The sequence below is a fragment of the Parasalinivibrio latis genome (assembly GCF_036825535.1).
Classification (GTDB): domain Bacteria; phylum Pseudomonadota; class Gammaproteobacteria; order Enterobacterales; family Vibrionaceae; genus Parasalinivibrio; species Parasalinivibrio latis.
In genome coordinates, this window is record NZ_CP098812.1 from 2,701,332 (window position 1) to 2,714,751 (window position 13,420).

At 53.1% G+C, this 13,420-nt stretch carries 11 protein-coding genes; all 11 read right to left on the minus strand.

Annotated features, from left to right (window positions below):
- Positions 1 to 65: 65 nt before the first annotated feature.
- The gene (locus NF212_RS12485; protein WP_434356083.1) at positions 66 to 3,248 is read right to left on the minus strand and encodes a chitinase C-terminal domain-containing protein; all 3,183 of its coding nucleotides are present in this window, start codon (positions 3,246 to 3,248) and stop codon (positions 66 to 68) included.
- 316 nt (positions 3,249 to 3,564) lie between these two features.
- Entirely contained in the window at positions 3,565 to 4,419 is an 855-nt protein-coding gene (locus NF212_RS12490) for a tagatose bisphosphate family class II aldolase (protein WP_434356085.1), read from the minus strand.
- On the minus strand, positions 4,410 to 5,612 hold the full coding sequence (gene nagA, locus NF212_RS12495; protein ID WP_434356087.1) for an N-acetylglucosamine-6-phosphate deacetylase: 1,203 nt from the start codon (positions 5,610 to 5,612) through the stop codon (positions 4,410 to 4,412). Before nagA ends, NF212_RS12490 begins: the two co-directional genes overlap by 10 nt.
- Positions 5,599 to 6,039 (minus strand): PTS galactosamine/N-acetylgalactosamine transporter subunit IIA, encoded by a 441-nt coding sequence (gene agaF, locus NF212_RS12500; protein WP_434356089.1) that lies wholly within the window; start codon positions 6,037 to 6,039, stop codon positions 5,599 to 5,601. Before agaF ends, nagA begins: the two co-directional genes overlap by 14 nt.
- A gap of 102 nt (positions 6,040 to 6,141) precedes the next feature.
- Entirely contained in the window at positions 6,142 to 7,026 is an 885-nt protein-coding gene (agaE, locus tag NF212_RS12505; RefSeq protein ID WP_434356091.1) for a PTS N-acetylgalactosamine transporter subunit IID, read from the minus strand.
- A complete protein-coding gene (gene agaW, locus NF212_RS12510) occupies positions 7,016 to 7,786 on the minus strand; it encodes a PTS N-acetylgalactosamine transporter subunit IIC (RefSeq protein ID WP_434356093.1) in 771 nt (256 codons plus the stop codon). The genes agaE and agaW overlap by 11 nt, the downstream gene beginning before the upstream one ends.
- 14 nt (positions 7,787 to 7,800) lie before the next feature.
- Entirely contained in the window at positions 7,801 to 8,274 is a 474-nt protein-coding gene (gene agaV / locus NF212_RS12515; protein ID WP_434356095.1) for a PTS N-acetylgalactosamine transporter subunit IIB, read from the minus strand.
- A 119-nt stretch (positions 8,275 to 8,393) separates the two neighbouring features.
- Positions 8,394 to 9,554 (minus strand): SIS domain-containing protein, encoded by a 1,161-nt coding sequence (locus NF212_RS12520; RefSeq protein ID WP_434356097.1) that lies wholly within the window; start codon positions 9,552 to 9,554, stop codon positions 8,394 to 8,396.
- Positions 9,551 to 10,846, minus strand: a complete 1,296-nt coding sequence (locus NF212_RS12525; RefSeq protein WP_434356099.1) for a D-tagatose-bisphosphate aldolase, class II, non-catalytic subunit — start codon at positions 10,844 to 10,846, stop codon at positions 9,551 to 9,553. The genes NF212_RS12520 and NF212_RS12525 overlap by 4 nt, the downstream gene beginning before the upstream one ends.
- Before the next feature lie 60 nt (positions 10,847 to 10,906).
- Positions 10,907 to 11,683, minus strand: coding sequence for a transcriptional repressor AgaR (agaR, locus tag NF212_RS12530; protein ID WP_434356101.1), 777 nt, complete (start codon positions 11,681 to 11,683; stop codon positions 10,907 to 10,909).
- Between the two features lie 309 nt (positions 11,684 to 11,992).
- Positions 11,993 to 13,348 (minus strand): MBL fold metallo-hydrolase, encoded by a 1,356-nt coding sequence (locus NF212_RS12535; RefSeq protein ID WP_434356103.1) that lies wholly within the window; start codon positions 13,346 to 13,348, stop codon positions 11,993 to 11,995.
- Positions 13,349 to 13,420 lie beyond the last annotated feature (72 nt).

The following is a 13,420-nucleotide window of genomic DNA, read 5'->3' on the forward strand; positions in this document are numbered from 1 at the left end:
GATAAAAAAATACCCCGAGCAGTTCGGGGTATTTTCGGTAGCGAACAACTTATGCGTTGTATATTTTATCCTTTACAAATTTTGCTCCAGCTGCCATCACTTCCGGGGACAGACTGTGTCCACCAGTTGGCCTTGTACAGCGCGCCGTCATGTACCATCTGGTCACCTTCTTTGGCATGGTCAGGGTTACCCGCCCAGTCTACCTGAGGCCAGTTAGGGTAAACGTTCACGCCATCAAGGTTGCAATCTCCCGGCTCCGGGTTGCCTGTGTCAGGGTTACCGGTATCCGGGTCTGTCACATCACCAAGCTCTGCCAGTGGCAGTTCTGGATATTCAAAGGCAAACGCATAGTCAGTGCCGTTAATGGTTACGGTGTAATTTGCAGGACCCGATATTGGCAGGTAGTGCACCATATCCAGCTCATAGGTTTCCCCAGCAGCAATTCCGCTCCATCCAGGCAAGCTGAAAGAGGCACGGTGCATTGCACCATCCAGGCCACCGATGTTGTTGTTCCGGCTGTGGGCAGACTCAACCACCTTCAGTTTTGCACCTGACCAGTCCATCGCGTTGTCCGGTGTGGAAGTCGGCAAGTCAAACTGGAACTCGGTACCACCCGGCAGATCGACACCGGTGTTGTTGGTGAACGTTACCTTCGGGTTAATTGGGTAGTTCTGGTCACCTTCCTTATAGCCACCGACAGAGACAGTGATATTCACCGCTTCAACCGGTACTGCATTTTCGGAGCGCTTGTTACCGTAAGGGGCCGCTGACTTGAAGGCTTCGTACATGGTATTACTCAGGGTATCACCCATGTAGTACTCACCACGGCCGTTTAGACATGCCTGCTCGCTCAGGTCTTTCGCCCCGCGCTCGCCATTGGCACCAATCTCGTAACAGCTGTAGTCGCCCGCCAGTTCCCAAATCAGGACACCACCGATACCTTTGTCTACCACGTACCCTGCTTTCTCAGCAATTGACTGCTTGTCTTCGGAAGAGAGGAATACCTGCTTCTCTGCATTCCAAAGCCACGGCGCTTTCGCCACGTTGTCATAGTGTCGGGTGTAGGTGCCGCTGACCTGGTGAGCCGGGTTGTTTTCCGGATCCATGCCATTTGTGTAGGTGTAAGAGCCCTGTAGGCCAATCTCCAGGTTTTTTGCATGCCACATTGGGTTCACACCGGCACCGATTTCATTGCCGTTGGTATCCAGGTCATGCCACAGGTTGTCGATGCCCATTGCACCGTCACCACACTTGCCACCGGTACCGCCGGTACCTTCAGGGCAGGCGTTCTGGTTCGGCAGAGGAGCACGCCCCCACAGGCCATTTTCACCGCCGGCAACACCTTGCCATCCACGGGTGTAGTAAGGCACACCAATATTGATTCGGCCGGATTGCAGCGCACCACGCATGTAGTGGTAGGCCCAGTCAGTGTTCAGGTAACCGGTTCCCTTGTACTGTTCTGTTGAGTACACGCCCCACTGTGCCAGCTCGCTGTCCTCGCCGGTATCATACAAGGCAGCGTTATGGCCGACATATTCATTCCAAGAGCCGTGCAGGTCATAGGACATGATGTTGACGTAGTCGAGGTATTTCAGTGACTCGAAGTTCTCCATGCCACGGAGCAGGTAAGCAGATGAAGGCGACGCAATGCTCAGCAGGTAGTGATGCCCGTCTTCAGCAGACGCTCGGTCCAGCTTCTCACGCAGCACACGCATCAGTTCATTGTAAGAGCGCATCAGGTATGGACGGCGGCTTTCTGAGAATTCCTTGTCCAGTGGGTTGCCTGCCCCAGCCATGCTGGTCGGGTATTCGTAGTCAATATCGATACCGTCGAACTGGTATTTGCGCATCAGCTCTACAGCTGAATCAGCAAAACGCTCAATCCCTGCATGGTTGATGCTGCCATCGGCATTGGTGGTCATGGTGTAGAAGCCACCGTCTGCGACACGGTCACCGTTTTCATCAAAATGGCCGCCGGTTTCCGCCCAGCCGCCGATGGCGAACAGGGTTTTCACACCGTAACGTTTCTTGTAGGTAGCCAGTGCGCCGAAATGGCCTTTAAAACCAAGCGCAGGATCGATATCAACACCCGGCCAGCTTTGGCCGACAGCGACGTTTTCAGGATCGTTGATATCCCCGATATTTACCCGGCCGTCAGAGCCGATGCTGACGAAGGCATAGTTGATGTGGGTCAGCTTGTCCCAAGGGATGTCGTTCGCCAGGAATTTACCGGTTGCCGGGTTGTCACCGGTACGCCAGCTTGTGAAGTAACCGATAACGCGGCGCTGGTGGTCTTCACCCAGCATTTCTCGGCCTTCCTGATCATAGACAGAGCAGTAAGGCACATTCACGCCTTCGGTCTGGTACAGGCCTTCCGGACGGCAGTCAGACACCACTTCACCGCCAGTCACATTGATCACCTGCTTTTTACTGTCACCAGTTGCGCCATCGTTGTCGGTCGCACGGGCAAAAACCGTGTTGTTCCCTGCTGATTCAGCCAACCACTCAAAAGTATAAGGGGCGGTTGCACGGGTTGCTGCAAGACGGCCATTCACGAAAAAGTCAACCTTGGCAATCGTGCCATCAGTATCTGCGGCGTCGGCAGTCAGTAAAACACTGCTCCCCATCTCAACAGATGAAGCAGAAAGAGCCAGGGAAACGGTCGGAAGCTGGTTTTCCGGCTCTACCACTTCAGCTTTTACTAAGACAGACACGGAAGCCTCAACTTTTGCGCCGTCATTGTCATAGGCAGTGGCAGTAATGCGCTGCTGGCCTTCAACAGCAGTCCACACTGCTTGGTACGGTGCACTTCCGGCTTCGGCAAACTTCTGCCCATTCACTGAGAATTCAACTTTGGCAATATTGCCGTCAGTGTCAGATGCATTAACGCTGACTGCAACGGCATCGCCCACAATAAACTCACTGCCGGAAGCAGGGGCTGTGAATGCCACTTTTGGCGCTGTGTTAGGCGTTTCGCCTCCCCCATCGCCGGAGCAGACATCAACCTTACTCCATTCCTGGTAAGGACCTGAGTGAGAAACCGGGTCATTTCCCTGCGTCCACCAGCTTGCCTTGTAGACCACGCTTTCTTTTTGAACCTGCGCGCCACCGTTATAGGCAACATCAGCCTGCCAGGTATCGATATTGGTGCAATCCAAAGCCGCATTGGCCTGGAACGCCACCAGGCACGATGCCGCAACCAGCGTTAAAGGAAAGTGCTTCTTGCCCATTAACCGACCTTTTTTCATTTATTATTTTCCCGCTTAATCAATGCATCACAAAAACATAAACAGAGCTGATAAAACCATGTTAAATCAGCACTTTATTCTTTTTGCGAAATATATACGGTGTTTTGGAATCACCTAGCAGGAATGGAGAAAAATGGACTGGGGAACTCAATTTTGCCGAAGCTGACAAAAACCTGACGTAACCAGCTTCTTTGTTTGTTGCACAGTGAGTTAGGTATATACGGAAAAGAAAAAAACAGGGCACACGATGCAGAAAACAATTAGAACCACCCTGTTTTCTGCACCGGTAATTGAATTGTGTCAGTTTAAGGGGCTGTTACGCTTTACCCTCACTGCCACACATGCGGATCTTGGCCTGTACCACTTCACGCATCGCCGCTTTGCCAGGAACAATGTACTTACGTGGGTCATTGGCATCAGGGTGATCACCGAAGTACTTCTTCACGGCATCAGCGAAAGCAATTTTCAGCTCGGTAGCAACGTTGACCTTGCATACGCCGGTATCAATACAACGCTTTACCATGGCATCAGGAATGCCGGAAGCACCGTGCAGGACCAGCGGAATATCTACCACATTACGGATAGCTTCCAGACGGGCGAAGTCCAGCTTAGGCTCGCCTTTGTACAGGCCGTGGGCAGAGCCGATAGCCACCGCCAGTGAATCAATACCGGTACGCTGGATAAATTCAGCCGCCGCAGCCGGGTCAGTCATTGCAGCATCTGCGCTGTCAACAATCAGGTCATCTTCCTGGCCGCCAAGACGGCCCAATTCCGCTTCCACACTGGCATCATAGCGGTTGCAGTAGTCCACAACGCGCTTAACGATATCAATGTTCTCATCAAACGGGTGATGGGAGCCGTCAATCATCACTGAACGGATACCGGCATGCAATTTAGCCTGAATATCTGAAAAGTCTTCATGGTGATCAAGGTGAAGCACCAGCGGCATCTTGTGTTTGTTTGCTGCTTCCTTACAGATAGCAACAATATAATCAACACCGGCATAACCGTAAGTACCCGGTGTCCCAGCCAGGATAACCGGGGATTTCATTTCAGCCGCAGTCTCAACCACTACCTGTACGGTTTCAAGGTTATGGATATTGAAAGCTGGAACCGCATAACCGCCTTTTTGCGCACGCTTTAACATTTCACGTGAAGAAATCAGATACATACATCCTCCAAAACAGAATCATTTTGTGCGCCGGTCTGGCGGTAAACACAGTTGCCTGCCACCCAGGTCGCGACAACCTCACCACCGTCTGACAACTCCACCATGGAGGCCAGTTTGCCGGGGGCCAGGCTACCTAAATCATTTTCTAATCCCAGCAGGGCTGCCGGGCTCTGAGATGCCAGTGACCATGCCTTTTCAAGCGGAAGGGCAAGCCACTGGGAAACATTTTCTACCGCGCAGTTAAGCCGCAATGTGCTGCCGGCAAGGCCACCAGCTTCAGTGCGTACTACGCCGTCTTTCATCGAAACATCAAGCTCACCGAGCTTGTATTCGCCGTCTGGCATGCCTGCTGCACGCATAGCATCGGAAACCAGTACCAGGCGGTTACCCGCACAGCGCCACGCAACTTCGGTCGCGGCCGGGTGCACATGGTGACCGTCAGCAATCAGTTCCACATAGGCAGAGTCACAACAAAGCCCTGCCCCGACCACACCCGGCTCACGGTGGTGCAATCCGGTCATGCCGTTGTAGCAGTGAACAATGCCATCTGCGCCGGCCTGTAATGCGGCTTTAGCCTGGTCGTAGGTGGCTTGCGTGTGCGCAAGCATCACATTGATATTTTGGGATTTCAGGAATTGGATAGCGCTCAGCGCACCGTTCTTTTCAGGGGCCAGCGCCACCGCTTTCAGGGTACCGTCAGCAACAGAGATCCAGTGTTCAAGTTCTATCTGGTCCAACTCGCGGAGGAAGGACTGCGGATGCGCCCCGCGGTTTTTGCCTGTGAAATACGGCCCTTCCAGGTAAGTCCCGAGGATGGTTGCACCGGACACACCGGTTTTCATCGAGTTCTTTACCGTCCTGAGAGCAGTGCGGATTTTCTCTACCGGGGCCGTAACGGTCGTGGCAAGAAATGCCACCACTCCCTGCTGGGCAAGAAAAGCAGATATGGCGTCCAATGCTTCATGGCTGGCATCCATTACATCGTGCCCCATCGCCCCGTGTACATGGCTGTCGATAAGACCCGGCAGCAGGGAAACAGGTTGCTGCTCCAGCGCTTCCCCACCTTCTGCCAGATAGTTTTCGTAAGACATTACCGCTGCAATGCGTTGATCCTGGATACGGACAATGCCATCTTCCAGCCAACGGCTGTCAGGCATCAGGATACGGCGGTAACGGCGATCAGATACCATCATCAACCTCGGACGCTTCTTCGCGTTTTTTCTCTTCCATCTGTTCGAACAGCGATGTGATGCCACGGTGTCCGCAGGTAACTGCTTCTTGACGGAACTCAGTAACATTCATCCCGTCGCGCTCGAGCAGCATTTCTGCAGCCATCTGCAGGTTGGTGCCGGTAACCACTTCAATATTGGCAATCTGCTGGCTGAGCAGGGAAGCCGTGCGGAAAGGTGTGCCGCCAAGCAGGTCGGTCAGGAATACAATGCCTTCGCCGGAATCGATATCTTCAATTGCCGCGCGCATGGCTGCGTCAAGTTGAGCTGTGGTCATACCTTCGGGAAAGTCGATGGCAGCAAACTGAGGCTGCTCACCAATAATCTGGTTCAGCGCTTTGGTCAGGCCACTGGCGAAACCGCCGTGCCCGCTGATAATTACCCCAATCATGTTAAATCCTTTATTTTCCAGGGCATGAACCGGGAGGCTTGCGCCTCCCAGGTTCAGCGCTTAAATTTCAAGCTATTGTCTTTCTATGCGTTGCATTCGGGGTTAGAGGAAACCGGCGAAACGGCCCACAATACCCAGTGTTACGGTGATGATGATGAGACGAACCGGGCTCCAGCCACGCTTTACCAGGCCAAACATGCAAAGGGTGTAAACCAATGGCAGGAATGCCGGCATCAGCTTGTCGATAACATCAGCCTGGAGCTTAACCACAGCATCACCGGCGGTGATTTCAGCGGTAGTAGACAGGCGGACATACGTTGCCACCAGCGCACCGATTACGGTCATACCCACGATGGATGCAGCGTGGCCGACCTTCTTGGTGTTCGCCTTGATAAGCGGGATAGCTGCCACACCCATGTTGTAGGCGTAGTGCGCCAGACCGAAACGCAGGCCGAAGTGGAACACGTTGAACACGACGAAGAAGATGATGGCGCCCATGATGGAGCCTTGCAGCGCCAGGTCTGCACCGATACCGCCACAGATTGGCAGCAGGGTCAGCCAGAACATTGCATCACCGATACCACCCAACGGCGCACCTACAGCAATCTTGGTGCTCTGGATAGAGTTAACGTTCTGCTTTGAACGCTCCATCGCCAGGATGATGCCCATCACGAAGGTCACCAGGAACGGGTGGGTATTGAAGAAGCCCATGTGGCCCTTCATTGACTTCGACAGGTCATTCGGGTTGGTGTGGATCTTCTTCAGTGCAGGGAGAAGGCCGTACAGCCAGCCGGCAGCCTGCATACGTTCATAGTTGAATGACGCCTGGAGAAGCAGGGAGCGCCACGCCATACGGTTGATGTCTTCCTTGGTCAGGTCCGCACCGACGCTTTGATCTTCATAAACGTCGTTGGTTTCCAGAGACAGCACAGGATCCACGTCTTTGTGGGCTTTCAGATGGCCCATGGTGTTTGCATTAGATTCCATCTTCCAGTTCCTCCTTCACAGGTGCGCTCTGTTCTGGTTTGCGCATAAAGTCGATCAGTGCAATGGCAAGGGCTGCGGCGGCAATCGCCAGCATTGGCAGTTGAAGCCAGGCTGCGCCCACAAAGCCGAGGATGAAGTAAGGGATATAGGCATTCTTCATCATGATCTTCATCAGGACGGCGAAACCGATAGCCGGCATCATGCCACCTGCCACACCAAGGCCGTCGATCAGCTGCTGAGGCAGGGCCTCAACCATTGGCTTGGCATGCTCTGCGCCAAAGTAGATAGGGAGGAAGGCGCAAAGGAAGTAAAACGATCCAAGAACCGAAAGTGCAAAATAGTTAACCTTCTCAATACCCGCTGTGTCGGCCTCGTCTGCCATCTGGTCACACTTGGACATGACCGGAGACATGGCGGAGAACAGGAAGGTGATACCCATCTGAACTGCCACTGCGAAAGGAACGGCGATACCTACTGCCACGTTAGGCTCCACATTTGTGGTAATGGCAAAGGTGGCACCAACGATAGTACCGATAATAACGTTTGGTGGCTGAGCACCGGCCAGAGGGGCCAGACCCATCCAGACCAGTTCCAGGGTACCGCCGACCAGAATACCGGTCTGCAGGTCACCAAGAATCAGGCCAACCAGGGGGCCCAAAACCACAGGACGGTGCATGTGGGTAAGGCCGTTGAAGAGATCGAGACCTGCTATGAATGCCAGGACCCCGAGCATTAGGGCTTGTAAAAAACTGATTTCCATTACAATTACTCCTTTTATAGAAGCTTGAAGATGTCAGTAGCGGGTTCCGTTGGAACGCCTTGCACATAACACTCCACCCCAGCCTCATGAAGCGCTTTGAAGGCATCAATGTCGTTGGCGTCTACGGAGACAGTTTTGTGGATCTGGGTTTTCCCCTCGGTGAAATGCATATTGCCGACGTTAATTTTGTTAATCGGCACCCCGCCCTTCACCAAGGCGAGGAAATCAGCAGGTGTTTTACACACCAGCAGAATTTTCTGGCGGTCTGCAGCTTTGTGAATGGTTTCGATGGTCTTCTGAACAGTCCAGAAACGGATGGCAATACCATCAGCCAATACCATTTCCATCAGGTTCTGTTGGATTTGGTCACCTGCCACTTCATCGTTAACAACAACGATGATGTTGGCTCCGGCAAAACCCACCCATTGCACGCCAACCTGGCCATGCACTAGGCGCTCATCAATACGGCTCAATACAATATTTGGCATGGTGTAACTCCTGGTTCATTTCTTATTATTTTGTGGAACCAGGGCTTGGGAGCCCGGTTCCGCATGTTCTTGTAGGGCTAAAACGTTCTATATGTGGTGCTGAAGTCTTCTGCGCTTAACTACTCCGTGGCAAAAGGGTAAATAGTGACACCCTGGACGACGCGGTTAACCTCTCCAGTAGGGCAAGGGTTATCTGGTGTCAGGCCAAGTTGGAGCGACTTTGTCATCGCCAGCATCTGGGCAAATACGACATAGGGGAAGCTCAGCCAGATATCAGCCAACTGCTCACCGGCAACGGCAACCGACTCCCCTTCCAGACCGGATACGGAACCCGGCACCAGTGCCAGGTGCGACAGTGTCATTCCGTTGGCATGAATTTCACGGAACATATCCAGGTCGTACTGCTGGGTGTATTCATCGGAAGAGAAGAACTGGACAACAAGGGTCTTTCCATCAATCAGGAATTTAGGGCCATGACGGAAACCCAGTGAGGATTCGAAAGCAGTAACAACGCGCCCGGCACTCAGTTCAAGGGATTTAAGGGACGCTTCCCGTGCAACGCCGGCAAGACCGCCACTGCCGAGGATAACCAGTCGCTGGTAATCCATTTCAGCCAGGGTATTCACCTTGTCTGCCCACTTCGGCATGCCTTCTTCAACAATGCTGGCAACCTGCTCAACCTGCTGTACGGCAACGGCACGTGGCAAACGGCCAAGCAATGTAATTGCTGCCAGCGTCATGCAGGAGTAGCTGGACGTCATCGCAAAGCTCTTGTCATTTGAGCCTTCCGGCATCAGGTGACAACAGGCACGGTCACTTTGCTGGGCATAGCGGTAAAGCTCGCCTTCTTCATTACAGGTCAGGATCAGGTGCCAGACGTTCTTCACCAACTGGTCAGCAACGGCAACTGCCGCGACGCTTTCCGGGCTGTTACCAGAGCGGGCGAAAGACACCAGCAGCGTTGGCATTTCCGGGTTCAGGTACTCCAGCGGGTTGGAAACAATATCTGTGGTTGCTACAGCACGGGCATCAAGACCCTGGCTGCTGAGCCAAGGGGCGATCGCCTCCCCCGCATAGGCAGAGGTTCCTGCTCCTGTCAGAACCACCCTTAAGCCCGGCAGGGCAAAAAGTGGTTTCAGAAACGCCTCGTCGTCTGCTTCGCGGGCCTGTAATGCCAAGGAAAGCTTGCGCCACAATGCAGGCTGCTGGGCAATTTCCTGGGCTGTGTGGGCAGCACCATGTTGTGCCAGCCATTCAGAGTCGTAACCTGGATACATCATTGTTGTTTTTCCTCGGAAAGGCTTCCGCAGGCACGGCTGTACATGCGGGTGACTTCCATTACTTTGTGGATAATCAGTGATTCGGGGTTTGCGCCAATCTCGCCTCTGGCAACAGCTTTGTACTGGCTTGGCAGGTACTGGCTCAGCAGGGTGCGTGGTGGAGGCAGTTCCGTCAGGTTGCTCACCATTTTCTGGACAGCTGCATCCACAACCGGGTGTGACCAGTAGTAGCGAATACGGTCGCTGAAGCTGTATTGGCAGTCCAGGTAGCGTTGATGGCCGGTGTTGGCATAGTACTTGTGCCAGTAGTCCGGCTCCTGCCGCATCACCTGCTCGACGGTTTCACGAAGGTGGGAAGCGCGGTGCTCACCCAGCCATTCGCGTTCAACTGCATCGAGGGCAAAGAGTGCTTCCCGCAGGGCAAAGGTCAAAGCCGGGCCAACTTTCAGGATGGCAAAATGGTCTCGGACCAGCTCGCCATAGGCATCGTCTGCCTGGTAATCCGTTGAGTGCGCTTCAAACACTTTTCCCGGTACGGTTTCGATAAACTGGCTGAGTGATTTGGCTTTTGGTGCGTCATAGTGGATGACCTGATGGTGGTCAAACTCCACACCTGGCTGGACAACCAGACCCACTACCCGCTCCCAGGCAGCTTCCAGCCCCATGGCTGCAAACGCGGTCTGGTGCATATCCAGTGTCTGGGCTGCGTCAGATGGCTTGGTCACTTCAAGTTCATCTTCCAGTTCCTGGGCCCCGCCCGGAACCGGTACCTCAGTACCGATGATGTAAACCGGCGGTTCCCCGCCGACACGCTGCCAGGTTGTCTCAGCTATTTTGCAAAGGCGGGCCGCCCGATTGGCCACCGTGGCTTCATCCAGGGGGATAGAATCACCCACACATGACATCGAGCAGTCCAGGTGAATCTTGCGGAATCCCGCTTCCACATAGGCTTCGATGAGAACATCTGATTTGGCCATTGCTTCTTCAGCAGGCAGGTGCTGCCAGCAGTTGGGGCCAAGGTGGTCACCGCCAAGGAGCAGGTTTTCTTTGGCAAAACCCAGTTCATCGGCAAAAGTACGTACGAGGGAATAAAAGTCGGCGGGCTTCATACCCGTGTATCCGCCGTCTTGGTTTACCTGGTTTGAGGTGGCCTCAATCAATACAAGGGAGTTATCTTCCAGCCCTTGCTTGATGGCCGCTTTCAACACCAGCGGATGGGCAGAACAGACGGCATAAATGCCTACTGAATCTCCCGCTTTGTGGCGTTGGATGAGGTCTAAAAGTGGCTGCATGGTTTCTCCCCATGCAGGCGGCGATTACCGGGAGGTAAGGGCTTTATTCAAGTCAGGCGATTACTCGTCCTGATCCGCAATAATGACCTCTACACCCATGGCCGTCAGCGCCTGCAAATATTCGTCCGGAATACGGCTGTCGGTTATCAACTTGTCGATATTCCCGGCTTCACGAATCATGCAGAAGCTTTTACGTCCAAACTTACTGGCATCAGTCACCGCAATTACTTCACGGGCCACTTCGCACATTATACGGTTTACCTGGGCTTCGCCCTCGTGCGGAGTAGTGATGCCGGCGGTCAGGTCGAAACCATCCACACCAAGAAACAGCTTGTCGAACCGGTAGTTCTTCAAGAGTTGCTCGCCAGCCGGGCCATGAAGCGAAAAGGATTTGCGTCGCAGCGTGCCACCTGCCACCATAACTTCGATGTTGTCATAGCTGGCAAGGTCATAAGCAATATTGAGGGAGTTGGTCATTACTACCAGCCCGTTTTTATCTGCCAGATGACGGATAATCTTGGCTGTGGTAGAACCTGAATCCAGAACGATGGCGTCGCCGTCCTGCACCATTGCGGCTGCTCGGGCTGCAATGCGGGATTTAATATCGGCAAACATCCTTCCTTTGTCCTGCACCGGCTGGTCAAAGGCAAAGTGCCTGTTAACCATTGCACCGCCATAACAGCGGACAATACAGCCTTTCTTCTCCAGGTAATTCAGGTCGTTCCGGATAGTAACCGTAGACACAGAAAACCGGTCTGACAGGTCTTCAACCCTTACGGTGTTGTTCTGACGGGCCAGCTCTACAATTTGCTCTCTGCGTTCAACGGTGGTAACCATAATAACTCTCTCTTTCACTGTCTTGCGATTGAGCCTGAGTCTTTCGCTTCATTTCGGAAACCATTTCAACACACGAAAGAAAACGAAAGCATTACAGGGATCACATTCGATTTAAACGAGAAAAAAGCCTAAAACCCTTTCGTTTGATAAGAAAGTGAAAGGCTTAATTTTGTGATGCAGGCACACAAAATAACACCTATCCCTTCAACTACGGGGGTGCACAAGGTTGGATAGTGAAAGTGAAAGGTGAAAACGCATAAAGAACGCACTTTCAAATCTTGATGTGATCAATGTCACATTAAAGAAAATTCAGAGATCTGAGGCCAGTGAAACCATCGTGTTTGGCAGCCGGGATCGCAGTTCACGGGCCAGTGATTCCTGGGAAGTACGCTCACCGTGAACCAGCCGAATTTCTTTGGGAGGGTGGTCAATATTACAGGCAAAAGTGACCAGTTCATCCTTTCCTGCATGGGCAGAGTAGCCTGACAATGTGTGGATATTGGCGTTTACCGAGATTTCTTCATTTTCGATATTCACTCCCTTCCTGCCTTGTTGCAGCTCCCGCCCCAGTGTTCCCTCAGCCTGGTACCCCGCAAGGATCACATCTGTACAGGCATCAGGCAGCAACGCTTTGAGGTAGTTCAGGATACGGCCGCCATTACACATTCCGCTTGCAGCTACAACCAGAGCCGGCTCACCGCTCTGTTTCAGGCGGTTTACCAACGCAAGGTGATCCCGGTGGTTTTCGATAGTGACACACTGTTCGAAAGCTAAAGGGTGCCGGCCTTTCGTCAACCTGACTTTCGCTTCCTTTCCCCACAAGGTTTTGAAATCCCGATACTGTTTCGTTACTTCCAGGGCCAACGGCGAATCAAGGATAACCGGCAGCCTGGACCAATCCTTCCTTTCGGTTTCGTTGAATACATTTGCCACGATGTTTTCCAGATCAAACAACAATTCCTGGGTGCGTCCCACGCTGAAAGCCGGGATCAGGATAGCTCCCCCATCATCCAGTGACTTTTCCACCATCGCTTTCAATTGCCCAGCCCTGCTTTCGACAGAGCTGTGGTTCTTGTCTCCGTAGGTACTTTCGAGAACCACAATATCTGCCCGCTCCGGCGAGACAGGGTCCGGCAGCAACGGCGTATTCGCCGGCCCGAGATCGCCTGAAAACACCACTACCCTGTTATCAGGGGCTTTTACTTCAACATACGCCGAACCTAATATGTGCCCGGCAGGCTGGAACCGGATAAGCAAGCCTTCCTTTCCAGCCGGTGCAACGTTTTGCCACATACCATACTCGACCGGAACAGTCAGCCTTTGGATAAGCTCCAACACCCTGCGACGCTGACGGGAATCCAACCCCAGCTGCAAACGCAAGCCATCATCCAGCATCAAAGGAACCAAGGCAGCAGTGGCTTCTGTACAATAGATGGGAGAGGTAAATCCGGCAGCCAGTAACCAGGGAAGCCGCCCGATATGATCAATATGGGCATGGGTAAGAATCAGGGCGTTGATACCATTGACGGAAAAATCCACCTCCAGCGGCCTTTCTTCCTTTCCCTGGAAAAGCCCGCAATCAACAAGCAGACTTCCCCACTCAGTGTCCAACTGATGGCAGGATCCGGTAACTCCGGCTTTTGCTCCGTGGTGGTGGATTTTCATTGGGGAAACTGTTCACTGATTTAATTAAACCTTCCAAAAAGGCTGGCAGCAGCAAAATAGAATAGAAAGGAT